20 protein-coding genes and 1 pseudogene are annotated in these 23,361 nt (G+C 39.4%); 16 read left to right on the forward strand and 5 right to left on the reverse strand.

Translation table 11 applies throughout. The annotated features are described in order from the left end of the window. Positions 1-38: 38 nt before the first annotated feature. Both BN67_RS07060 and BN67_RS07065 read right to left on the reverse strand, forming a co-directional pair. Complete coding sequence (locus BN67_RS07060) at positions 39-1,733, reverse strand: tetratricopeptide repeat protein (RefSeq protein WP_019223434.1); 1,695 nt, start codon at positions 1,731-1,733, stop codon at positions 39-41. 94 nt (positions 1,734-1,827) lie between these two features. Continuing rightward, on the reverse strand, positions 1,828-2,844 hold the full coding sequence (locus tag BN67_RS07065; RefSeq protein WP_019223435.1) for a polyprenyl synthetase family protein: 1,017 nt from the start codon (positions 2,842-2,844) through the stop codon (positions 1,828-1,830). Between the two features lie 265 nt (positions 2,845-3,109). On the opposite strand from BN67_RS07065, the gene BN67_RS07070 reads away from it, so the two are divergent. The 8 genes and pseudogenes from BN67_RS07070 to BN67_RS15320 all read left to right on the forward strand — a co-directional run. Then, positions 3,110-3,904, forward strand: coding sequence for a tRNA1(Val) (adenine(37)-N6)-methyltransferase (locus tag BN67_RS07070; protein ID WP_019223436.1), 795 nt, complete (start codon positions 3,110-3,112; stop codon positions 3,902-3,904). Between the two features lie 182 nt (positions 3,905-4,086). Further along, positions 4,087-4,935 (forward strand): S49 family peptidase, encoded by an 849-nt coding sequence (locus tag BN67_RS07075; protein WP_019223437.1) that lies wholly within the window; start codon positions 4,087-4,089, stop codon positions 4,933-4,935. Between the two features lie 266 nt (positions 4,936-5,201). Next, positions 5,202-6,110, forward strand: coding sequence for a 4-(cytidine 5'-diphospho)-2-C-methyl-D-erythritol kinase (locus BN67_RS07085; RefSeq protein WP_019223439.1), 909 nt, complete (start codon positions 5,202-5,204; stop codon positions 6,108-6,110). 305 nt (positions 6,111-6,415) lie between these two features. After that, positions 6,416-7,057, forward strand: a complete 642-nt coding sequence (locus BN67_RS07090; protein WP_019223440.1) for a ribonuclease HII — start codon at positions 6,416-6,418, stop codon at positions 7,055-7,057. Further along, a complete protein-coding gene (locus tag BN67_RS07095) occupies positions 7,054-8,016 on the forward strand; it encodes an L-threonylcarbamoyladenylate synthase (RefSeq protein WP_019223441.1) in 963 nt (320 codons plus the stop codon). Before BN67_RS07090 ends, BN67_RS07095 begins: the two co-directional genes overlap by 4 nt. A 1-nt stretch (position 8,017) precedes the next feature. After that, positions 8,018-9,427, forward strand: a complete 1,410-nt coding sequence (locus BN67_RS07100) for an FAD-binding oxidoreductase (protein WP_019223442.1) — start codon at positions 8,018-8,020, stop codon at positions 9,425-9,427. 148 nt (positions 9,428-9,575) lie between these two features. Next, a complete protein-coding gene (locus BN67_RS07105; RefSeq protein ID WP_019223443.1) occupies positions 9,576-10,103 on the forward strand; it encodes a DUF6101 family protein in 528 nt (175 codons plus the stop codon). 893 nt (positions 10,104-10,996) lie between these two features. Next, a pseudogene (locus tag BN67_RS15320) lies at positions 10,997-11,161 on the forward strand (DUF4102 domain-containing protein); the annotation flags it as partial. Positions 11,162-11,595: 434 nt separating this feature from the next. On the opposite strand, the gene purD reads toward BN67_RS15320, so the two are convergent. Then, entirely contained in the window at positions 11,596-12,870 is a 1,275-nt protein-coding gene (gene purD / locus BN67_RS07120) for a phosphoribosylamine--glycine ligase (protein WP_019223446.1), read from the reverse strand. Between the two features lie 91 nt (positions 12,871-12,961). Between purD and ubiA the strand changes: the two genes are divergently transcribed. Beyond that, positions 12,962-13,966, forward strand: coding sequence for a 4-hydroxybenzoate octaprenyltransferase (gene ubiA / locus BN67_RS07125; RefSeq protein WP_019223447.1), 1,005 nt, complete (start codon positions 12,962-12,964; stop codon positions 13,964-13,966). A 92-nt stretch (positions 13,967-14,058) separates the two neighbouring features. Here ubiA and BN67_RS14220 read toward each other — a convergent pair whose 3' ends face one another. Both BN67_RS14220 and pdxH read right to left on the reverse strand, forming a co-directional pair. After that, complete coding sequence (locus BN67_RS14220) at positions 14,059-14,211, reverse strand: DUF4102 domain-containing protein (protein WP_156791643.1); 153 nt, start codon at positions 14,209-14,211, stop codon at positions 14,059-14,061. A 737-nt stretch (positions 14,212-14,948) separates the two neighbouring features. Beyond that, the gene (gene pdxH, locus BN67_RS07135; RefSeq protein ID WP_019223448.1) at positions 14,949-15,572 is read right to left on the reverse strand and encodes a pyridoxamine 5'-phosphate oxidase; all 624 of its coding nucleotides are present in this window, start codon (positions 15,570-15,572) and stop codon (positions 14,949-14,951) included. A 327-nt stretch (positions 15,573-15,899) separates the two neighbouring features. On the opposite strand from pdxH, the gene BN67_RS07140 reads away from it, so the two are divergent. From BN67_RS07140 to BN67_RS07170, 7 genes are all read left to right on the forward strand, one after another. Beyond that, positions 15,900-16,820 carry a DnaJ C-terminal domain-containing protein gene (locus tag BN67_RS07140; RefSeq protein WP_019223449.1) on the forward strand — a complete coding sequence of 307 codons (921 nt, stop codon included), beginning with the start codon at positions 15,900-15,902 and terminating at the stop codon, positions 16,818-16,820. A 162-nt stretch (positions 16,821-16,982) separates the two neighbouring features. Beyond that, positions 16,983-17,801 carry an enoyl-ACP reductase FabI gene (gene fabI, locus BN67_RS07145; protein ID WP_019223450.1) on the forward strand — a complete coding sequence of 273 codons (819 nt, stop codon included), beginning with the start codon at positions 16,983-16,985 and terminating at the stop codon, positions 17,799-17,801. 169 nt (positions 17,802-17,970) lie between these two features. Further along, positions 17,971-19,059, forward strand: coding sequence for a chorismate synthase (aroC, locus tag BN67_RS07150; protein ID WP_019223451.1), 1,089 nt, complete (start codon positions 17,971-17,973; stop codon positions 19,057-19,059). Between the two features lie 15 nt (positions 19,060-19,074). After that, the gene (gene ribB, locus BN67_RS07155; protein WP_019223452.1) at positions 19,075-20,181 is read left to right on the forward strand and encodes a 3,4-dihydroxy-2-butanone-4-phosphate synthase; all 1,107 of its coding nucleotides are present in this window, start codon (positions 19,075-19,077) and stop codon (positions 20,179-20,181) included. Positions 20,182-20,188: 7 nt separating this feature from the next. Next, positions 20,189-20,443, forward strand: a complete 255-nt coding sequence (locus BN67_RS07160) for an exodeoxyribonuclease VII small subunit (protein WP_019223453.1) — start codon at positions 20,189-20,191, stop codon at positions 20,441-20,443. A gap of 231 nt (positions 20,444-20,674) precedes the next feature. Next, positions 20,675-22,573, forward strand: coding sequence for a 1-deoxy-D-xylulose-5-phosphate synthase (dxs, locus tag BN67_RS07165; RefSeq protein ID WP_019223454.1), 1,899 nt, complete (start codon positions 20,675-20,677; stop codon positions 22,571-22,573). A 25-nt stretch (positions 22,574-22,598) separates the two neighbouring features. Continuing rightward, the gene (locus tag BN67_RS07170; RefSeq protein ID WP_019223455.1) at positions 22,599-23,345 is read left to right on the forward strand and encodes a TlyA family RNA methyltransferase; all 747 of its coding nucleotides are present in this window, start codon (positions 22,599-22,601) and stop codon (positions 23,343-23,345) included. Positions 23,346-23,361: the final 16 nt, after the last annotated feature.

A 23,361-nucleotide genomic window follows, 5' to 3' on the forward strand; every position in this document is an offset into this window, starting at 1 on the left:
GTCTATTGTTTCATGGGATTATGGTCAAGCATCGTTATTTATTGCAAGCCAAATTTCAATTTTTTTTCGATGCTTTTGGAGTTTTTTGCCTCTCCATCAATGGCATGATTCCATTGAAATATTGCTTCACGTTTGCGTCCAACTTGCCAATAAGCATCACCCAAATGATCATTTAATGTTGGATCTTCAGGTTGCAGTTTAACAGCATTTTCTAATATTTGAACCGCTTTATTATATTGTTTAAGCTTATAATAAGTCCACCCGAGAGAATCGAGAATGTAACTATTTTGCGGTTGTAGCGAAGAGGCTTTTTGTAGCATATGGAGCGATTCTTCAAGCTTTTGATCACGTTCAACAAGTGAATAGCCTAGATAATTAAGAACTTGGGGTTGATTGGGAAAAAAATCAAGCGCTTTTCGCAAGTCACTTTCGGCTTTTGGCCATTGATTTAAACGCTCAAAAGCTATACCGCGCTGATAAAAGAGTTTCCAATCATCTCGTTGAAAGTTCTTTCTTTGTGCGATCGCTTGATCCAGCGTTTGGGTGGCCTGGGAAAATTTTTTATCTTGCATGTAAAAAGCAGCAAGCGTTATCAAAATATGGCGATCATTAGGAAATTTTTTTTTTAATGATGTGAGCAATTTGATAGCTTCATTGTATTTATTTTCATTTGCAAGAAGGAATGCAAGCTGAAATTGCCCATCTCTATAATAAGGTGATTTCGGTGATAAGGCGTAATAAAGTTTAATGGCTTGATTCGGATCACCCAATTTGGCAGAAATATGTGCGAGTTGAAACAATGTTGCATCATTTTGAGGGTATAAGGCTAAAGATAATTGTTTGAAAATGCGTGCAATGCGTCCTGAGTTTTTGTGCTCGAGGGCTGTTCCAAAGTCGTATAATACTTCACCTGCACCCTGTTGAGGTGTGTTAACTAACCTTTCTAGGTGGGCGTTTTTTTCAATTTTTTCTCGGACATTTTTAAGAACTTCTCGGCCTGACAACATTTGTTCGCCGTTCTTAATCGTTTGAATGGCTTGAGCGCGCATGTTATGACGCAATTGAAATGAGGCGTATGCTAGGATAATACGTTCATAGGTATTGGGGGCTATAAAAGTTCCCTGTTTGTTACTAAGTGCTTGAATGAAATATTTTTTTGCATCTTTTGTATGGTTTGCAAGGTCATTCATAAGTGCAAGGTGATAATGTATAAAAAGGTTGTACCAAGCCGGTCCTTTTATCTTTTCAAGATAAGCGATTGCTTGAGATTTTTTTCCGGACCCGAATGTGATCCAAGCACTGATGAGTTCAATGAGTGGATTATTGGGTGTTGGGGATGGTTTTAATTGTAAAAGAAGCGTGGCATTTTTATAGTCTTTCTTAATAAGACTTTCCATAGATAATGTGAGGGAAACAAAGGGGGTTATGGTCTCTTGTTCTTTTAGTTTTTTTGCTTGTTGAACAGCTTCTTTGAAGTTTCCCACAAAAAGCATAGCTTCAAGGAGATCTTTTTGTGTTTCAATGTTATCAGGTTTATAAGTAAGCGCTTTTTTAAAATAATCTATGGCAAGATCTGTTTTGTTTTCATGATTAGCAACCCTCCCAGCAAGATATGCACCCGTAAATGAGGTTGTATTGATAGTGCTGTTTATTTTGCTATAGGCGGCTGATGGCATCAGCATGATACCCGCAATAAAGAGAATAAAAAAGCGGGATACTGTCGCACTGCACATAGAGCTAATCCTTTTCAAGATAATCAATTGATGGTAGAGTTTAAAAATCATATCCTATGGCTTTATTGAAAAATATTGGAAACCTTGCAAATCATTAGTTTACACGTGTGATACAAAAATCAACAGTCTCAATAAGGGCATAGAGAGCTGGGCTTTCATTCATTGTCGCAAGCGCGTCTATTGCACGTTTTCCATACATGCGTGCTTGCTTTATTGTATCCGTGAGACACTCATATTTTTCTATTAAATGTCGTGCTTGTGTGAAGGCTTCATCATCGTTATTGCCATTTTCAAGAGCTTGTTTCCAGAATGCCTTTTCGACCGTACTACTACGTGCATAAGCAAGGATAACCGGCATTGTAATTTTGCCTTCTCTAAAATCATCTCCTGTATTTTTTCCCAAATATTGGGCAGCGCCACCGTAATCCAGTGCGTCATCAATTAATTGGAAAGCAAGTCCTAAAAATGTTCCATATTCACGCAATGCAGAACGTTCTTTATCTTTATAACCAGCAATAATGGGGCCGACTTCAGCGGCAGCTGAAAAAAGTGCTGCTGTTTTTGCGTTGATGACTTTAAGATAATCTGAAGTATTGGTTGCTATATTTTTTGCAGCAGAAAGTTGCATAACTTCCCCCTCAGCAATGATGGCAGAAGCATTTGCTAAGACAGAGAGTGCGTCTATAGAGCCAACATCAACCATCATTTTAAAAGCTTGTCCCAAGAGGAAGTCACCAACAAGTACACTTGCTTGATTTCCCCAAATCATGCGTGCAGTAGATTTTCCGCGTCGTAAATGACTTTCATCAATGACATCATCATGCAATAAGGTTGCTGTATGCATAAATTCAACAGCTGTTGCGAGCTTTATATGCCCATCACCTTGATAACCAAACAGACGAGCGGAAGCTAACGTAATCATTGGACGTAATCGTTTTCCACCTGATGAAATAAGATGGTTGGAAATTTCAGGAATCATTTCAACCTCTGATTTTGCCATAGAGAGGATAAATTGATTCACACGCTTCATATCACTTTGTGTAAGATTGATGAGAGATTGGAGGGGTATCTGATGATTTCTCATTTGATCTGGTTTTATGGCAGCATTCAATATGTTTACTCCTGGAGTATTGCAATGGATAGAAACGAACTTGATTTTTTTAGTATCATAAAGGGGGTTTTATTTTGATACAAGCTTTTGATGCCGCTTTAAAGCGGAAGTTATTGTTGCTATTGGCAAGGAATATTTCTAAAGCTTGTGTCATGTTACTATGATAAAGTGATGAAAAGAGATGAAAAAAATTGCAAAAGCTTTACTTTTAAGGGCAATTAGTTAAGAAAAAGCATAGTTTATCAAGATGAACATTAGGCTTTAAATGGATGAAATAACGAATCAGAGTGATGAGACAATTGATAGTTTTCATCGTGGGAAGTTTTATTTGGTTCAACCGCGTAAACGCGGTCATCGTTCTGGCATGGATGCTATGTTATTAGCCAGTTTAGTTCCCAATCATTTAAAGGGAAAAGTTGTTGATTTCGGTGCTGGTGCTGGTGCTGCAGGGTTGGCAGTTGCTTCACGTTGTCTAAAAGTTCATGTGACATTGGTTGAACGATCAGCTTTTATGGTGTCTTACGCGCAAAAAACACTTATGCTAAAACAAAATGAAGAGCTTGCTGAACGAATTTCTTTATTAGAAGCAGACGTTGCTTTGAAGGGAAAGGATCGTTTAAAAGCGGGGTTGGCAGATAACTCTTTTGATTTTGCGATTATGAATCCACCTTTTAATAGTCCTACGGATCGCAAGACACCTGATAAGCAGAAGTCTGAGGCACATGTTATGCTTGCTGAAGGGATGTTTGAGAATTGGTTGCGCAGTGCAGCAGCAATTGTTAAACCAGGTGGATATTTGGGGTTAATTGCTCGTCCGCAATCGCTGAATGATATTTTGCATGCTTTAGAAGGTCGTTTTGGTGGTGTGTGTATTATTCCTGTTCATGCACGTGTCAAAACGGCAGCAATTCGTCTTTTATTTTATGCAAAACGAGGAAGTAGGGCAGCTTTATCTGTACTTCCAGCATTGATTATGCATGAAGGTGATAGCCATGCTTTTTCACCTCGGATTGACGAAATCAATAATGGATGTATAAGTTTGTGGGAATTTTTAAAATGATATTTGGTGGTTTTCAATTTATTATTTAAATTTAAAATAAAGTTTTGTTTTTTGGGGAAGGCTTTAACTTTGTGGGAAATTTTATTTCTGGTTGCAATGTGGATGTTGATTGCTGCTTTTGGATATTATCGCGTCCTTCCTGTCTGTTGTTCTTTTTGTTAAATTAAGGAGATTTCGTTTTGATGGGTGTTATTAAAAACCTTATTCCACGTCGTTTTTATTCCAATAAGCTTGAAATTCCTGTTGTGCGCCTTCAAGGGGCCATTATGGTTTCATCTTCACCGGTAGCGCGGTCACTTTCATTAGCGAGGTGTGCAAGTCTTTTAGAAAAGGCTTTTGCATATAAAAAAGCGCCAGCTGTTGCACTTATTGTTAATTCTCCTGGTGGTTCGCCTGTACAGTCACGTTTTATCTTTAAGCGTATTCGTGATTTAGCAGAAGAAAAAAAGAAACAGGTTCTTGTGTTTATTGAAGATGTAGCTGCATCGGGTGGTTATATGATTGCTTGTGCTGGGGATGAGATTTTTGCTGATCCTTCTTCGATTGTTGGTTCTATCGGGGTTGTTTCAGCGTCTTTTGGTTTTCCAGAGCTTTTGAAGAAAGTTGGTGTTGAGCGGCGTGTTTACACAGCGGGAAAGAACAAGGTTACATTAGATCCCTTTCTGCCTGAAAAGAAGGCAGATATTGAGCATTTGAAATCTCTGCAACTTGAAATTCACCAAACTTTTATTGATTTGGTTAAAGAGCGGAGGGCAGTGAAGTTGTCAGATGATCCAAACATTTTTACAGGAATGTTTTGGAACGGAAAGAAAGGCCTTGAACTTGGCCTTATTGATGGATTGAATGATGTGCGTTCTGTATTGAAAGAGAAGTTTGGAGAGGATACAAAGCTTCGCTTAATAGCGCCCTCAAAAGGTCTTTTGGGGACTAAAACTCCTTCAGGAGTTACTTCCCATGCAGTTCATACAGCCATTGATAGTGCTTTGATGGCAGCAGAAGAGCGTGCACTTTGGCAACGTTATGGTTTGTGATTGGCTGTACAGTGCGATACTCAATGGGTGAGTGATTTTGCGGGTGAATGATTTTGCCTAAAAATGGTTGTGAGAAGGAAAAAGCTTGAAATGATACGAATGGTTGTATTCAGTTTATTATGTATAATAGCTCTTCGTATTTATAATATATTGAGGAAAAAATTACAGAGAATGTTACAGGGAGGATATCATACACAAGCGAGGCCACATATGGAGAAAAGAGGGATATTGATAAAAGATCCCTGTACGGGTGAATATTACGTCAGATGATATCAGATGTGCAAGCTTCGTTCAAAAGGCGTTTTTATGTCTTTACACCTGTTAAGTTGAATCTCGCTCTGCATGTTGTTGGGCAGCGTGCTGATGGCTACCATTTGATAGAAAGTTTGGTTTATTTTAGTCTTAGTGGTGATTGTCTAAGTTATGCACCTTGTGAAAGGGATCGTTTTGTTTTAACGGGTCCATTTGCAAATGCACTTGTTCCCGATTCCAACAATTTGGTTATGCGTGCACGTGATTTTATGTGCAAAATCTTTCCCAAAAGTGCTGAATCTTCCTGCTTACAACTTGTGAAAACGCTTCCTATTGCTTCGGGCATTGGTGGTGGGTCGGGGGATGCTGCTGCTGTTTTGAGTATATTACGCCAGCAATGGAATCTTGAGTGTTCTTGTGAGGAACTAGCGAAGATGAGCTTGGTGCTTGGTGCTGATGTGCCTATGTGTCTTTTTGCATTGGAATATCAGCAGCCGCTTTTTGTGAAAGGAATTGGTCAAGATATAACACGACTAAAAGAGGCTTGCTCTCTTGCAATGGTCTTGGTGAATTGTGGACAACAAATCGCAACAAAAGCTGTTTTTAAGGCTTTGAAGCATCATGATCATCCTTCCTTAAAAATTGATCCAGAAGCTTTGAAAACGGTTGATTCATTGGTTGAAGCTTTAAAAGAGACACGCAATGATCTCTTTTCTCCAGCATTGAAGATTGCGCCTCAATTAGCTAAAGTGTTATCCACATTAGATGCGTGTGGCTCTCTTTTTTCTCGTATGTCTGGGACAGGAGCAACCTGTTTTGGTATTTTTAAAGATCAACAAACCGCAAAAAAGGCAGCTCTTTTTATTAAGTCTAGGCATCCAAGCTGGTTTGTAAAACCTATTATGACTTTAGGAAAGATCTGATAAATAAATATATGAAATAAAAAATTCTATTTGATAATGATTCTGTCATATGTCATGGAAGAGTTAAGACATATAAATTTTAAGTGCTTTTTGTCCTTTCTAGATCAAATGTCCCCATGCAAGGATGGCATTTTAGCAGAGGAAACAAAGAGCAATACAGAAGTTTCGATAGTTTGTTTTTTTATTTTTGTGCCTATCCAAAAATTTCCTAGAATGTTTAGGAGACCATTTTTATTATAAGCTTACGGGAAGGAGAATGTCTGAAAAATGCAGTGTATTTTTCATTATGTGCGTGATTGATCAAAATGTGTAATTTACCATATCAGCCAAATTTTGCGTATGAATTGGGTTTACACAAACAAGGTTTTTTTCATGTCGCCGGTGTTGATGAAGTCGGGCGTGGGCCTCTTGCTGGACCTGTCGTGACAGCAGCTGTTATTCTAGATAAAGACCATATTCCTGAAGGGCTGAACGATTCAAAAAAACTCTCTATCAGACGACGCAATGAACTTTATGATGAAATTTTGCGAAGTGCATTAGCCGTTTCACTGGCTAGTTTTTGCGCACGCACGATTGATCAATCTGATATTAGAAAAGCAACTTTGGAAGCTATGCGTCGCTGTCTTACAGGATTAGCAGTTCCAGTGCATTATGCACTCATTGATGGACGTGATATTCCTTTTGAATTACCATGTCCAGCAACTGCGGTGATTAAAGGTGATCAACGATCGGTTTCGATTGCGGCAGCTTCTATTATTGCCAAAGTAATGCGGGATCGGATGATGGAATGTGCGGGGCAAGTTTATAAAGGTTATGGTTTCGAGACACATGTCGGTTATGCAACGTTGGCGCATCGTGTTGCTCTTGATCAATACGGACCAGTTGTGGGATTACATCGTTATAGTTTCGCGCCACTCAAAGAGCGCTATAGGGATGATATGTTATGACAGTTCTTCCTTTCAATAGTGCTTCGATGAGAGAGGCTATAGCACTTCTTGGACAGGGGAAGTTAGTAGCATTGCCTACAGAAACTGTCTACGGATTGGCGGGTGATGCAACCAATGGACGAGCAGTGTCTTCTATTTTTTCTACAAAGAGGCGTCCACAATTTAATCCTCTTATTGCGCATGTAAGCAGTATCATGATGGCAGAAGGTTATGTTGAGATTGATTCTCTTTCACGTAAACTCATGGAGGTATTTTGGCCAGGACCCTTGACAGTGGTTCTTCCTTTAAAGGCACAGCATAATATCCATCCTTTAACCACTTCTGGTTTGGATACATTAGCTGTCCGTTTTCCCGATAGTCATTTTGCAGAAGTTGTACAATGTTTTGGTCGACCTCTTGCGGCTCCTAGTGCAAACCGATCAGGGCGTCTTAGCCCGACTTCAGCAGAAGCTGTCTTGGCATCTTTAGGAGGCTCTGTTCCTTTGATACTTGATGGAGGTCCGTGTAAAATAGGGCTTGAATCAACGATTATTAAAGTGTGTGATAAGGATATTTATCTTTTACGTCCTGGTGGGATTGCGGTTGAAGAAATCGAAAAGGTTGCAGGACAACCGCTAAAACGGAGAGATCAACGGGCTGCAATCGAAGCACCGGGTATGTTAAAGTCGCATTATGCACCAAATGCTGCTCTTCGTTTGAATGTAGAAAAGGTGGAACGTGGTGAAGCACTTTTAGCATTTGGGCCAAAACGCATTATGGGGATTGAAAATGCTGTTTCTGTTTTAAATCTCAGTGAAAATGGATTGTTAGAAGAAGCGGCTTCTCATTTATTCCAATATATGAGGCAATTAGATTCATTGAATGTCAGATCTATTGCCGTAGAATCTATTCCTCAATATGGATTGGGAGCGGCTATTAATGATCGTCTTATACGTGCGGCAGCTCCAAAGGAGGAATAAGATGAAGCAGGAATTAATAGAAAGCTTTAGAAAAATTGTTGGTGAGGCACATGCGATAACAGATCAGGCAGTAATTGCACCCTATTTGCTTGAAGAGCGCGGGCTTTTTCATGGAAAAACCCCCTTACTTTTACAGCCATCTTCTACGGCACAAGTATCGTCAATTATGCGCTTAGCTAGCCAAACACGCACACCGATTGTTCCACAGGGGGGCAATACAGGTCTTGTAGGTGGTCAACAGCCCGATGAAAGTGGGAGTGCTGTTCTTTTATCCACTCAACGATTAAATAAGATTAGATATATGAATCGTGAGGGTAATTTTGCTGTGGTGGAGGCTGGCGTTATTTTACAAGATTTACAGAAAAAAGCAGATGAGTTAGAGTGCTTTTTCCCTCTTTCTTTAGCGTCAGAGGGTTCTTGTCAGATAGGGGGAAATCTTTCATCTAATGCTGGGGGGACAGCGGTTTTAGCTTATGGTAATATGCGTGAGCTTTGTCTTGGTTTGGAAGTTGTTTTGCCTGATGGTCGTATTTTAGATGATTTGCGTTTTGTAAAAAAAGACAATAGCGGTTACGATTTGAAAAATTTGTTTATCGGTGCGGAAGGAACTTTGGGCGTTATAACAGCAGCAGTTTTAAAACTTTTTCCAAAGGCTAAAGGAAAAGCCGTTGCTTTGGTTGGTTTGTGCAGTCCAGCTAAGGCTCTTGAATTTTTCTCTTTTGCTCAATGCCATGGAGGGGGAATGTTGACCGGCTTCGAGCTCATGGGACAGATCAGCTTGAAAATGGCTTTAGACTACAAGATGTGTCAGAAGTCTCCTCTTGAACATAAACATGAATGGTATGTACTGGTTGATATTTCATCATTACACAGTGAGGATGAGGCTTCATCAGTGCTTAATATTATCTTAGAAAATTCTTTAAAGGAATCTGTGATAGAAGATGCCGTTGTTGCACAGTCTTTAAAGCAGCAGGATTTTTTTTGGCAATTGCGTGAAAGTATATCACCTGCACAGAAGCGTGCGGGAAGGTCCATTAAACACGATATTTCTGTACCACTTTCTGTTATTCCTGATTTTATTGCTGAGGCTGCACATATTGTTGAAGAGATTGTTCCAGGTGCGCAGATCGTTTGTTTTGGTCACATGGGGGATGGAAATTTACACTACAACATTACACAACCCATAGGAGTTGATCCGGCAGTATTTTTGCAGTTATGGCCACGAATCAATCGTAGTATTCATAGTTTAGTAATGCACTATCAAGGTGCATTTTCTGCTGAGCATGGAGTTGGTCAACTAAAACGTGAGGAACTTTACACTTTCAAATCAGCTGTTGCGTTGGATCTGATGCAAGGGATTAAGAAAATGGTTGATCCTTTAGGAATTATGAATCCTGGAAAAATGTTATAATTCAATAGAGATGAGCTTTGTCATGTATTTTTGTTTAGATTTCAATAACCAAAAAAGAAACCAGTTGTTTTTTATTCAATCTTTTAATAATCAAATGAGGAAAAGCTGTTAAAGAGTGTATAGATTAAAATAAATTGGGACACTGTATATGGCTAATCAATGCTTTAATCAGGCAAAAGCGGTGCTTGAATTCCGGTTAGATCCGTGCCATTTGCCACAAACAACAACATATCTTTCATCAAAAACGGGCAACAAAATAATGTGTTCGTTAAGTGAACGTGGTGTTTTTTTTAAAACAGAGATCCTTTCAAGCTTATCACGTCTCATGCCCTCTTATCATTTCAAAGGAATTGCGGCACGCACTGTGAAGACCTGTTCAGGAGAAAGAGCTGTTGCATTAGAGTTGTTTCATGAAGAGGAGGAAGCTTGCATTCCACTTTTAGTTTCTAGAGATTTGAATAATGTTCTTCTAGATTGGCGATTATGGGCGGATACTTATGAGCTTCCTATGCTCATGATCAATGAAGATAATCGCATTATAACTGTCAAAGATCATTCTGCTTTACGTCAGTTTTTTTGTACGACATCGCTTTCTCAAAAAAAACGCTTTTTACTTCGTTACAAAAAACGGTTAGGTTTGCGTTTGGTCGTCGCGAATCGTGTTGCGCTACAGTGAAAGCATGTATTCATTTTTTGTGCTGATGGGGAGGTTTATTTTCACGGTACTCTGCGTTTATTGATTGTGGGTGAGAATTTCATCCCACCACATATGTTTGCAGAAGGCTTTCATGGTATGAGACAGTTCTTTCATGATGTGATGATAAACGATTATCGTAGTGCCTTTCTCCTTAGGGAGTAAATCTTCAATGACAATAGAGGCAGCTTGTGGATGAATTAAAATTTTGGTTTTGTAACATGATTCAACTGCGTGAAGGGTGCAATAGGAAAAAACTCTTGTATAAAGGAAAAAGATAATTTACAAAATCTTCTTATATCGAATGGAAGGTGAAAATATCGTGAGCATTTTTCTCTTCAAACTTTTCTAAATGCTCAATCAATCAAAATTGTTGCCTTTCACAAGTTGGCACCATCATACACTTTATCAGCGCATGGGTGTTGCGACAACCTTGCATTAAGACGATTCATAAGAGGCATTTTTCCTCCTTTCCTCTATAATTTTTACCCATCTGCCAACCCCACTTATGGCATAAAGCTAAGTGAATAAATGAGCAACACAATAGCATTCTTTTGTAAGGGCGTTTTTTTGTGCGTGAGGAAGCAATTCTATTTCAGAACGCATAAATAAAGGTGATAAAAAATATACGCTTTTTATTGTCCAATTCAGGTAAGTAAGAGTTTATTTGTAAAAAATGATGAGAAGGTGTATTTTTAATCATGCAACACATTGATTTATAATGATAAATCATCATACACCTTGAATTATAATCCCGAATATTATAAGATTCTCTCATCCCAAACTACTTTATCTTGAATCAATTTTATTCACTTAGCTTTATGCCATAAGTGGGGTTGGCAGATGGGTAAAAATTATAGAGAAAAGGAGGAAAAATGCCTCTTATGAATCGTCTTAATGCAAGGTTATCGCAACACCCATGCGCTGATAAAGTGTATGATGGTGCCAACTTGTACCTTTATAAGCGTGAAGATGGTGGCGCGCAATAGCTTTATCATTATACATTTCACGGACGACGCCGTGAAATGGGATTAGGGTCTTGAAGACATGGCTCTTTAAAACAAACCCGTGAACAATAGACACATAAAATTATCATACAGTTGCGATTACAAATTCATATTCAGAAAATTTTTTTGTTTTGTGATGGGCACGAAAAGCACGTGCACAATATTTTTTCTCACCTTGAATCACAACCTCGAATACCCATAAGATTCTCTCATTTCAAATCTTTTTATGTTGAAGAAATTTTGCTCACTTGTTTGTATACCATAGGCGGGGTTGGCATAAGGGGTAAGATGAAAAAAGAAAAGAGGAAACATGCCTCGTATAATCCGCCTTCATACAAGAACTGTCGCAACACTATGAGTTGGTAGATATACTACGAGCTGGTAAATATCATGAGTCATACAAAATTATTAGCAGATTTCTGTATTTTTGTTATCTTCAAGAATGATAAAAAAATTGCTTCAAAGAGTTAACTTTCTCGTGCAATAGCACGCCATCCAATATCGCGGCGGACAAAACCTTCTGGCCAATCGATACAATCGACAGCGTCATAGGCGCGCTTTTGTGCTTTGCTCACGGTTTCTCCTGTTGCGGTTATATTTAAAACACGTCCACCATTCGCAATGAGTTCTCCATTACATAATGTTGTACCAGCTTGAAAAACCTTCACATTAGGAAGAGTATTAGCTTGATCAAAGTTGCGGATAACCGTCCCTTTTTGGGGCGAATTTGGGTAACCTTTTGCCGCCATAACAACAGTCAAAGCAGTTTTTTCAGACCATTGAAGTTTTCTTTGTTCAAGATTTCCTTGAGCTGCGGCAACAAGAAGTGGCAGAATATCCTCTTTGAGCCGCATCATTAAAACTTGGCATTCAGGATCGCCGAATCGCACGTTAAATTCGATGAGTTCAGGTCCTTTTTGTGTGATCATTAATCCGACGAAGAGAATGCCTTTAAAAGGCGCGCCCATTGCACTCATGCTTTGGAGAGCAGGTTCAACAATTTCTTTAAGGGTACGATGAACCATTTCTTCAGTCATAATGGGTGCTGGGGAATAGGCACCCATGCCGCCGGTATTTGCGCCAGTATCACCATCCCCCACACGTTTGTGATCTTGTGCTGATCCAAAAGGAAGAGCAATCTTACCATCACAAAGGCAAAAGAAGCTCGCTTCTTCACCTTCAAGAAAGGATTCTATAACAATCTTTTTCCCTGCATCACCAAATGCGTTTTCAAAACAGTTATCAACAGCGTTGAATGCTTCTTCCATGGTTGTTGCAACCGTAACGCCTTTACCAGCTGCTAAGCCATCAGCTTTAATAACAATGGGAACACCTTGTTGACGAATGTAGGCTTTTGCATTCATAGCGTCATTAAAGCATTGGTAAGTCCCAGTAGGAATGTCACTCTTATAACATAGATCTTTTGTGAAAGCTTTTGAACCTTCTAGCTGAGCAGCTTTTTGAGTTGGTCCAAAGACACAGATATGCGCCTGATTAAGAGAATCTGTTATACCTGCTACAAGTGGTGCTTCTGGCCCGACGACCACAAGGTCAATAGAATGTGTTTTACAAAATTCAATGATAAGAGGATGGTTATCAATGTTCAAATCGACATTTTTACCAAATTCCATAGTTGCAGGATTTCCAGGAGCACAATATAATTTTGTAAGCAGTGGTGACGCTGCTATTTTCCATGCTAAAGCATGTTCTCGTCCGCCTGAGCCGATAAGAAGGATGTTCATTGCTTACTCCTATCATAGAAGATAATTAAATATATTCTCTTGTCATAAGAATGAAATGCTTCTATCGCAAGACTAAAGGTAAAATTATTTGATGAAAAAAAATAAAAATATTGCACATATTCAATCGTGTGAGCATCAGGGACGAGTTCTGGATGCCTCCTCCAAGCAGTGGGTTTACCGGTTTTTTCCTCCTTCATTATGGTTTTATGCTCAATTGGCGCGTTGGGATCGTCCTATTGGATGGCAGTTGTTGATGTGGCCTTGTTTTTGGTCAACAACAATGGCTTTTCTTTCTTATGAAGTCCACCCCTTGCCTCTTTTATCAATGCTCTTTCATTGGTTTTGGTATCTTTTTCTTTTTTTTCTTGGTTCTATCGCTATGCGCGGTGCAGGGTGTACTTGGAATGATCTTATTGACTATAAAATTGATTCTCAGGTGGAGAGAACGCGTTCTCGTCCGTTACCAACAGGGCATGTGAGTCGGTTTCAGGCAAAAATTTTTATCTTAATACAATGTTTGGTTGGTTTAGGCGTTTTATCACAATTTAACAGATTTAGTTTTTTTCTAGGGATATCATCATTGATTGCGGTTGCTCTTTATCCTTTTATGAAACGCGTGACACACTGGCCGCAGTTTTTTCTAGGCATTGCATTTAATTGGGGGGCATTAATGGGATGGGCTGTTGTGTGTGAAAATCTCAGTTTGCCCCCGATTTTACTTTATATAGGATCGATTTTGTGGACAATAGGATATGATACAATTTACGCACATCAAGATAAAGAGGATGATGTAACTGTTGGTGTAGGTTCCACGGCACTTCTCTTTGGGAAAGGCACCAAGCGTGCGTTGGTATTTTTGTATAGTGGCTTTATCATATTCGTGAGTTTAGCATTTTATCTGGCAAAGGTTCCAGTGATCAGCTTTTTAGGGATTTTTGTAGCAAGTATTCACATGTTCCTTCAAATTAAGGTCATTGATATAGATGACAGTGCACAATGCCTAAAGCTTTTCAAATCAAATTCATTTATTGGTTTTGTGATTTTCGCGGGTTTAGTGTGTAGTGGGCTCTGGATGGTGCTTTATCCCGCTGTTTAAGAAAAGCAAAAAATAAAATCAGTTTTATGTATGTGGTGCTGAAATGGGGGCACGCTCCTCATGTAAAACAGAACGCTACCCACGTTGCATGTTCACGGGGTCGTCCGTGAAATGGTATAACGATAAGGCCATTGAGCACCACCATCTTTACGCTTATAAAGGTACAAGCCGGTACTATCATTATATTTACCAGCGCATGGATGTTGCGACAGTCCTTGGCACTTAAGGCGATTCATGAGAGGCATTTTTCCTCCTTTTCTTACTAATTTTTATCCACATGCCAATCCTGCTTATGGTGTAAAACCAAGTGAATAAAATTGATTCAACATGAAGTGATTTGAGATGAGAGAATCTTATGGGTATTCGGGGATGTGATTCAAGGTGAGAAACGATAAAAAAACGTTATAAATCAAGGTATTGAAATAAGTATTTATCGTGTGATGCCTGAAAGAAAAGGAAATAAAAATCCAAGAATGTTGTTATTCTCATTACTTTTATCCTCTGTGATTTTGTTCTGTTTGCAGTCTATGGTTGAGATTTTTTTTGCTGTTTGAGAGCTCTCTTTCGATGTTTTTCATAGAAAATTGTAATGGTATTGGATTTTATCTATTTCTAAGGGTGCGTGAAAACAGATTTGAGTGAGAATATCTGAACCCATTATTTTGCCCTTAATGCAAATGAGACATGTTCACTTAATATGATCAGGATTGAGAGAGGCAAGATTATTTCATTGTTTTATGCGTTGCTTAAATGTTGGCTGAATACCTTGGGGAGTATGGAGTGAGCTTTTTCATGTGGGAAAGTTTTTTATAATGACACTATTTTTTCAGTTGTGTAGGAGGAAAAGGATTGCAATTGGAAATTTGTACATAAAAAACAGAACTCTTCAGTTTTAACTGTAATTAATAGTTTCTTTTGGGCTTTGCAAAGAGTCGCCTCATTATTTATGAAGATCAATTCTTATGCTTTAAAACTTGAAAAATTAGGGATAAAGTTTTTGTATTTTCCAATCATTTTGCTCGACGCAATCGCGTGTAAAGAGCAAACGATCATGTAAACGAAATGGACGATCACGCCAGAATTCAAGAGAAAGGGGTTTGACTCGAAATCCAGACCAATAAGGCGGGCGCGGGATATTCCCTATTGCATAATGCGTTGTATATTGAGCAATTGCTTTTTCGAGAACAAAACGATCTTCTAAGGGGTGAGATTGTTTGGATGCCCACGCACCAATCTGGCTGCCACGTGGTCGCGATTGGAAATAGGCATCTGCTTCTTGAATTGTAACTTTTTCGACAATACCCCGAATCCTGATCTGTCGGCGAAGCGATTTCCAATGAAACCCTAAGGATGCTTTCATAGATCTTAAGATTTCTTGTCCTTTTTGGCTTTCATAGTTGGTATAGAAGACGAAACCTTGAGGACTATGATCTTTAAGGAGAACCATACGAACATTAGGCAAGCCTGTTTCATCCACTGTTGCTAATGCCATAGCGTTCGGATCATTTATTTCACTCACTGTTGCTTCTTCAAGCCACTTTGCAAAAAGTGTAAAAGGTTTTTGCATTTGCATAAAATCATCATCTGTTTGTTCTTTATTACTCATAGTATCTCCCAATATCAGTGTATACGAGTGCAAGCTTTTATTGACTTCGTTGTCAGGAAATAAAAGGATGTTTTTTCTTATTTCAAAAAGCCAATGTCCTCACATACTATTAACGCTATTATATGATTTAAATCATTTTTATTTTTAGCATAAAATGCAATACGCTATATGAAATAAAATACGCATTTTATCTGGTATTTTAACGTCTTTATGAACATATAATAAAAAGAATAAGGCATTCTGTGAAAGAACGAATGGAGCTGTGAGAGATATTGAACAATCGATCAGTTGATATTTTGAAAATGAAAAAATTGAAAAGAGGGCAATATGCGTGATCCGTACGCGATTTTGGGTGTGGCACGTACCGCGAAACCACAAGAGATTAAATCGGCATTCAGAAAGTTAGCAAAGAAATATCACCCAGACCACAATACGGGTGATATGAAGGCTAAGGAAAAATTTTCTGAAATTAATCAAGCTTATGAAATTATAGGTGATAAAGATAAAAAAGCACAATTTGACCGTGGTGAAATTGATATGGAAGGGAGACCACTGTATCAAACCTATGGTGCTGATGAAAGCTTTGGCAGGAGACATAATCCCTTTTCAGGAAGCGCGAAGGGGTTTGATTTTGGTTCTTCAGGCGGCGCAAGTTTTGATGCAAGCGATATTTTTCGCGATTTATTTGGAGGAGGAGGGGGCTTTTCGAATTCTGCAAAATATAACAGATTCCAGCAAGATAATAGGTCTCAACAAGGGGCTCATGTTCGTGCGCATCTTTCTGTTACATTGGAGCAGCTGGTTGGTGCTGAAAAAGTGGAAGTTGTTTTTCCTAATGGGAAAAAGTTAAAAATTAAGCTTCCAGACTATGTTGAAAATGGCCAAACCATTCGTTTAAAAGGCCAGGGCGAAAAAGTAGCCTATGGACAAACAGGGGATGCATTGGTCACCATTCAAATTCAAAAACATCCTCGTTTGCGGGTTGAAGGAAGGGCACTCCACCTTGATTTGCCCGTTCCTTTAAAACATGCTGTTTTGGGGGCAAAGGAAGAAGTGGAGACTTTGGAAGGGCGTGTGGTTTTAACGATTCCTGCCTGGTCAAGTTCTGATCGCATTTTGCGGTTGAGAGAAAAAGGACTTCGTTTAAAAAATGGCAAAAGAGATGATCTTTATGTGCATATTCGTATTATGTTGCCAGAAGGTGGAGATGCTGCTTTAGAACAATTCTTGCAGCTGCAAAAAAGTTAGTTTTAAAAAGTTTAGTTAGAGGCACAACGTACCAATAGGATCTTTGTATGAGATAAAAATAGAGTTTTTGTTTGATTTTAAACCAATTGCTTGAAGAAAGAGTTGACCTATGCCATAGGGCAGATAAATAATATTAATTTTAACAGTAACGGGGCAGTGCTAATGACTAAAGAGAATGGTTTATTGTACGGCAAGCGTGGTTTAATTTTGGGGTTGGCTAATAATCGCTCTATTGCTTGGGGGATAGCAAAGGCAGCGAGTGCAGCAGGAGCAGAGCTCGCTTTTACCTATCAAGGTGAAGCAATGAAAAAGCGTGTTGAGCCTTTGGCTGCGGAAGTACAAGGGTTTATTTGTGGTCATTGTGATGTTTCTGATAGTGTATCTATTGATGCCGTTTTTAAAACGATAGAGGAAAAATGGGGTAAGCTTGATTTTTTAATTCATGCAATCGGTTTTTCTGATAAAGATGAGTTAAGCGGTCGTTATATTGATATTAGCGAATCGAATTTCATGATGACCATGAATATTTCCGTTTACTCCTTAACAGCTTTAGCAAAGCGTGCAGAAAAATTAATGTCGGGTGGCGGTTCGATTTTAACACTTACCTATTATGGTGCAGAAAAGGTTGTTCCCAATTATAACGTCATGGGCGTTGCAAAAGCGGCTCTTGAAGCAAGCGTAAAATATCTTGCTGTTGATTTAGGTCCCCAAAATATTCGTGTGAATGCGGTCTCTGCCGGCCCCATCAAAACTTTAGCTGCTTCTGGTATTGGTGATTTCCGTTATATTTTGAAATGGAATGAGTATAATGCGCCTTTACGCCGTACGGTGACAATAGAAGAAGTGGGTGATTCTGCTCTTTATTTCCTTTCAAATTTGTCTCGTTCTGTTACAGGTGAAGTGCATCATGTAGATTCAGGTTATAATATCATAGGTATGAAAGCTGTTGATGCACCAGACATTTCTGTCGTTAAAGCATGAAGTTTGATTGATAAAATCTGTCTGCGACAATGATGGTTTGACCGAATTTAAAACAGTCAATATATTTTGAGAGAGGCTGTTTATGCTAGAAGAAAAACATGCCGTGTGGTTTTGTGTATACTTGTGGGTTGTATAGACATATATTTGACGAAGAAATGGTTTATTTTTCATGTCGCATAATACATTTGGTCATTTGTTCCGCGTAACGACATGGGGAGAAAGCCATGGTGTTGCTCTTGGTTGTGTTATTGATGGTTGTCCTCCGGGAATTGTGTTTACTCTTTCAGAGATCCAATCTTATCTTAATAAACGTCGACCAGGACAATCTAAATATACGACACAGCGCAAAGAATTGGATCAGGTAGAGGTTCTTTCAGGAGTTCTTATTCAAGACGATGGGATAACATTGGTGACAACAGGAACACCAATTTCTCTATTCATTCGCAATACAGATCAGCGGTCTAAGGATTATGGTTCTATTGCTCATCAGTATCGTCCTAGTCATGCAGATTATACGTATGATGTTAAATATGGTCTTCGTGATTTTAGAGGTGGCGGACGTGCGTCAGCACGTGAGACGGCAGCACGTGTTGCGGCAGGCGCGCTTGCGCGTAAAATTGTTCCTGGTTTGATTGTACGAGGGGCTGTAATAGCAATTGGCCCTCATCATATTAATCATGATCGTTGGAATTGGTCAGAGGTTGATAACAATCCTTTTTTTACACCTGATGCAGAGATGGTGCAGGTTTTTAGCGACTATATAGATAAAATACGCAAGGATGGTTCCTCCATTGGAGCGGTTGTGGAAATTGTTGCAGAAAATGTTCCGGCAGGTTTAGGAGCACCTATTTATGCAAAACTTGATCAAGACATTACCTCATTTCTCATGTCGATTAATGCGGTGAAAGGTGTTGAAATAGGTGATGGTTTTGCCGCAGCCCGTTTAACGGGAGAAGAAAATGCTGATGAAATGCAGATAGGAAAGGATGGAAACCCACTTTTTTTATCGAATCACGCAGGTGGTATCTTAGGGGGAATATCAACTGGGCAGCCTATTATCGCACGCTTTGCTGTGAAGCCCACTTCATCAATTTTAACGCCTCGTCGTTCGATTGATATTGATGGGAATGAGGTAAAAGTTATAACAAAGGGACGTCATGATCCTTGTGTTGGGATTCGTGCTGTTCCTGTTGGTGAAGCAATGGTTGCTTGTGCTATTGCTGACCATTATCTTAGGCATCGCGGTCAGGTTGGGTGATTTGAAAGGTGAATAATGCTATATGACGAAAAAAAGATTGTTTCTGCACTGCGGGCTTTTGAATGTGGTGAAATTGTTATTGTTACCGATGATGACGATCGTGAAAATGAAGGCGATTTAACAGTTGCTGCGGCCCATTGTACAGAAGAAAAGATGGCGTTTATCATTCGTCATACAACGGGCATTGTTTGTGCCCCGATGCCAAAAGAAGAAGCGCAACGGTTTAATCTTGTTCCTATGGTGTCGGATAATTATTCTGCGCATCGTACGCAATTTACTGTTACCGTTGATTTTAAACATGGAATAACAACAGGAATTTCAGCACATGACCGCACATTAGCGGTGCGTAATCTTGCCAATTCAAGCGCTGGTCCCAATGATTTTGTTCGTCCAGGGCATATCTTTCCTTTGATTGCACATGAAGAAGGCGTTCTGAGGCGTTCAGGGCATACGGAGGCAGCCGTTGATTTATGTAAATTGGTTGGTTTGCCGCCAGTTGGTGTTATCGGTGAGTTGGTCAATGATGATGGGAGCGTTAAACATGGAGATGAGATTACAAAATTTGCACAAGATCATCGACTGCATAAAATAACGGTTGCGGATTTGATTGCTTATCGTCAACGTAAAGAAATCTTGGTCAAGCGTGTTGGCGCAATGCCTATTGAAACATCAATAGGGTCAGCAGTTGTTCAAAGTTATCAACTTCCTTGGGAAACAGTGCAACATATTGCAATCGTTTTTGGTGATATCTGTGAGGGGAAAAATATTCCTGTTTGTTTGTATCATGAAAATATTTTAAATGATGTTTTTGGCCGGTCTTCAGAGATTACGGCTATCATGCAGCGTATGATGAAAAAAGAAAAGCGCGGCGTGTTTGTTTATTTGCGTGAAGGGTCTGTTGGTGTAAAATCAGCTCTTGGTATTCAGGATAGGGTAAAAAAAGGTTTAGAAAGCCATGCGCAGGCAGTTGAACGTGAAGAAGAGTGGCGCCAAATTGGTTTAGGATCACAAATTTTAAAACATTTAGAAATTCGTTCTGTTATTGTTTATGCTGCTAAAGAGTGCCATTTTATGGATCTAGAAGGTTTTGGAATTCATATATCCAGAAAAAATATTTTGTGAGAATTGTATGAAAAAAGAAGTAGAAAATGAGGATGTTGCGGCTTTAAGTTTTGAAGAGGCACTGAAGCAGCTTGAAGCAATTGTTGAAAATTTAGAACGTGGGGATGTTCCTTTAGAACGATCCATTGATATTTATGAGCGTGGTGAAGCTCTTAAAAAACATTGTGAGCGACTCTTGAAAGTGGCTGAAGCGAAAGTTGAGAAAATTCAATTTTCAGGTGAAGGGCAGCCGGAAGGTGTAGAGCCTCTTGATTCTGAGTAATTGTCAGTCTTTTGAGGGTTTCATTATGAGGTAGAAGATGCAGTAAAATGGCATGAAGGGGACGCATTTTATTGCTTTCTTTTTTATAAACTAAGTGAGAAATGGAAAAAGCCGTAGAGCATTACATTACTAAGAGAAAATGTTTTTGAGTAAAAATATGCAAATCTCTAAATAAACAAAGTATATTCTTATCATTTTGCTTTTTTATGAGATAATATTGAGGAGTCTTTTTTGTCTCAGCCATTGACGCCATTACTTGACCGTATTTGTTTCCCGCGTGATTTGCGGGCATTGCCTGAATCTGATTTGGTAAGGTTAGCGGATGAATTGCGGATGGAAACAATTGATGCGGTTTCTGTCACAGGTGGTCATCTTGGTGCGGGGCTTGGAGTTGTTGAGCTCACTGTTGCGCTGCATTATGTTTTTAATACACCTGAGGATAGACTTATTTGGGATGTTGGTCATCAAGCTTATCCGCATAAAATTTTAACAGGTCGTAGAGAGAGAATTCGCACGTTGCGTCAAGAGGGTGGATTATCGGGTTTTACGAAGCGTTCAGAAAATGTGTATGATCCATTTGGTGCTGGTCACTCTTCCACTTCCATTTCAGCGGGTCTTGGTATGGCGGTGGCAAGCGCTTTGAAAGCAGAGGAAAGACGAAACATCATTTCTGTGATTGGTGATGGTGCACTGTCCGCTGGTATGGCTTATGAGGCAATGAACAATGCTGGTGCTTTAGATGCACGCTTAATTGTTATTCTTAATGATAATGATATGTCTATTGCACCTCCTACAGGGGCGATGAGTGCGCATCTTGCGCGGTTGGTCTCCCGTCCTTCTTATCGTAGTTTGCGTGAACGGGTGAAAATGTTCAGCGAAAAATTGCCAAAATTTTTTCTCGATAAAGCACGTCGTTCAGAAGAATTTGCGCGTGGTTTATTGGTTGGGGGAACCTTGTTTGATGAGCTGGGTTTTTATTATGTTGGGCCAATAGATGGTCACAACTTAAGGCATTTGTTACCTGTTTTAAAAAATGTTCGTGAATATCCCAATGGTCCTGTCTTGGTGCATGTCGTTACGCGTAAAGGGAAAGGGTATGCACCTGCGGAAGCATCATCTGATAAATATCATGGTGTGAATCGTTTTGATATTATAACAGGGAAACAGGTTAAATCACCAAGCAATGTTCTTCCTTATACGAAAGTATTTTCTAAAGCTTTAATAGAAGAAGCAACACATGATGATAAGATTGTGAGTATAACGGCGGCAATGCCAACGGGAACAGGTCTTGATGCCTTTGCTGAAAAATTTCCTGAAAGAATGTTTGATGTTGGTATTGCTGAGCAGCATGCTGTCACTTTTGCAGCAGGACTTTCTTGTGAAGGGTATAAGCCTTTTGTTGCGATTTATTCCACTTTTTTACAGCGTGCTTATGATCAGATTATTCATGATGTCTCGATTCAAAAGTTGCCTGTGCGTTTTGCTATTGATCGAGCAGGTTTTGTGGGGGCAGATGGCGCAACACATGCTGGGAGTTTTGATATTGTTTTCTTGGCTACTCTTCCTGAATTTGTTGTTATGGCTCCCTCTGATGAAGTTGAATTGATGCATATGGTTCGTACTGCGGTAGCTTATGATCAAGGTCCCATTTCTTTTCGTTATCCGCGTGGTGAAGGTGTTGGCATGGATTTACCCCAGCGTGGTGAGCTCTTAGAAATTGGAAAAGGGCGTGTTCTGCGTGAAGGAAATAGAATAGCTTTGGTTTGTTTTGGAACTCGGATGTCAGAAGTGTTGGTTGCTGCTGACACGTTGGCAGCAGAAGGACTGTCAACAACAGTTGCAGATGCACGGTTTGTAAAACCTTTAGATAAGGATTTAATGCGTCGTTTGGCGCGTGAGCATGAAATCTTGGTGACAATTGAAGAAGGTGCGGTAGGTGGATTTGGCGCGCACTTATTGCAATTTTTGGCACAAGAAGGACTTTTAGAACGCGGTTTGAAAGTGCGTACATTACAACTTCCTGATGAATATCTCAGTCATGGTTCACCAGCGAAAGTCCTTTCGCGTGTTGGGCTTGATGCGGTTGGTATTGTCAAGACGGTTTTTACGGCTTTGGGTCGTGAAATGTAGACAGTGCAGAAAATTTGAGTATGAAATGGCCATTAAAAAAAGGCTCGATATTCTGTTAGTTGAAAAAAACTTTTTTATGACGCGATCACGGGCACGTGATGCGATTATGCGCAAAACCGTTAAAGTTGATGGTGAAATTATTTTCAAAGCGGGGCAAATTATTTCTGATGATGCAGAGATTATCGTGTGTGATCCGGCCCAAAATTATGTTTCACGTGCGGCATTAAAGTTAATTAGTGCTCTTGATGCGTTTCCAATTGTTACCGATAACGTGACTGCCATTGATATTGGTGCGTCAACCGGTGGTTTTACACAAGTTCTTTTAGAACGTGGCGCAGCGCATGTTATTGCTGTTGATGTTGGTCATCATCAATTGGATGTGCGTTTATCCAAAAACAGTGCTATCACTTTCTTAGAAGGCTTAAATGTGAGAGATTTCAAACAAGAACATTTAGGTGGACGAAAAATTGATCTCATTGTTTCAGATGTCAGTTTTATTTCTCTCAAACTTGCATTGCCTCCTGTTTTGTCTTTAGCCGAGAAAGGAGCTCAAGCTGTTTTATTGGTCAAGCCTCAATTTGAGGTTGGACGCAATCATCTTGGTAAGGGTGGAATATTGAAAGATTCATCAATGGCAAAAGAAACTGCTGAAAGGCTTTTTGATTGGTTAAATTTGCAAAGAGGGTGGAGTGCAAAAGATATGATTCTTTCACCTATTGCGGGTGGTGATGGTAATTTGGAATATTTGTTATTCGGAGAAAAACAAGAGTGAATGACACCATCAGAAT

The sequence above is a fragment of the Bartonella rattaustraliani AUST/NH4 genome (assembly GCF_000312565.1).
GTDB lineage: Bacteria > Pseudomonadota > Alphaproteobacteria > Rhizobiales > Rhizobiaceae > Bartonella > Bartonella rattaustraliani.

What these genes read in the sequence shown, in the direction of transcription:
- BN67_RS07100 (WP_019223442.1), top strand. Translation starts at nt 8,018, where the DNA reads ATGAAGCAGGAATTAATAGAAAGCTTTAGAAAAATTGTTGGTGAGGCA.
- BN67_RS14220 (WP_156791643.1), bottom strand. Translation starts at nt 14,211, where the DNA reads ATGCCTCTCATGAATCGCCTTAAGTGCCAAGGACTGTCGCAACATCCA.
- BN67_RS07075 (WP_019223437.1), top strand. Translation starts at nt 4,087, where the DNA reads ATGGGTGTTATTAAAAACCTTATTCCACGTCGTTTTTATTCCAATAAG.
- ubiA (WP_019223447.1), top strand. Translation starts at nt 12,962, where the DNA reads ATGAAAAAAAATAAAAATATTGCACATATTCAATCGTGTGAGCATCAG.
- BN67_RS07105 (WP_019223443.1), top strand. Translation starts at nt 9,576, where the DNA reads ATGGCTAATCAATGCTTTAATCAGGCAAAAGCGGTGCTTGAATTCCGG.
- pdxH (WP_019223448.1), bottom strand. Translation starts at nt 15,572, where the DNA reads ATGAGTAATAAAGAACAAACAGATGATGATTTTATGCAAATGCAAAAA.
- aroC (WP_019223451.1), top strand. Translation starts at nt 17,971, where the DNA reads ATGTCGCATAATACATTTGGTCATTTGTTCCGCGTAACGACATGGGGA.
- BN67_RS07085 (WP_019223439.1), top strand. Translation starts at nt 5,202, where the DNA reads ATGATATCAGATGTGCAAGCTTCGTTCAAAAGGCGTTTTTATGTCTTT.
- purD (WP_019223446.1), bottom strand. Translation starts at nt 12,870, where the DNA reads ATGAACATCCTTCTTATCGGCTCAGGCGGACGAGAACATGCTTTAGCA.
- BN67_RS07070 (WP_019223436.1), top strand. Translation starts at nt 3,110, where the DNA reads ATGGATGAAATAACGAATCAGAGTGATGAGACAATTGATAGTTTTCAT.
- fabI (WP_019223450.1), top strand. Translation starts at nt 16,983, where the DNA reads ATGACTAAAGAGAATGGTTTATTGTACGGCAAGCGTGGTTTAATTTTG.
- BN67_RS07170 (WP_019223455.1), top strand. Translation starts at nt 22,599, where the DNA reads ATGGCCATTAAAAAAAGGCTCGATATTCTGTTAGTTGAAAAAAACTTT.
- BN67_RS07060 (WP_019223434.1), bottom strand. Translation starts at nt 1,733, where the DNA reads ATGTGCAGTGCGACAGTATCCCGCTTTTTTATTCTCTTTATTGCGGGT.
- BN67_RS07090 (WP_019223440.1), top strand. Translation starts at nt 6,416, where the DNA reads ATGTGTAATTTACCATATCAGCCAAATTTTGCGTATGAATTGGGTTTA.
- BN67_RS07140 (WP_019223449.1), top strand. Translation starts at nt 15,900, where the DNA reads ATGCGTGATCCGTACGCGATTTTGGGTGTGGCACGTACCGCGAAACCA.
- BN67_RS07160 (WP_019223453.1), top strand. Translation starts at nt 20,189, where the DNA reads ATGAAAAAAGAAGTAGAAAATGAGGATGTTGCGGCTTTAAGTTTTGAA.
- BN67_RS07095 (WP_019223441.1), top strand. Translation starts at nt 7,054, where the DNA reads ATGACAGTTCTTCCTTTCAATAGTGCTTCGATGAGAGAGGCTATAGCA.
- ribB (WP_019223452.1), top strand. Translation starts at nt 19,075, where the DNA reads ATGCTATATGACGAAAAAAAGATTGTTTCTGCACTGCGGGCTTTTGAA.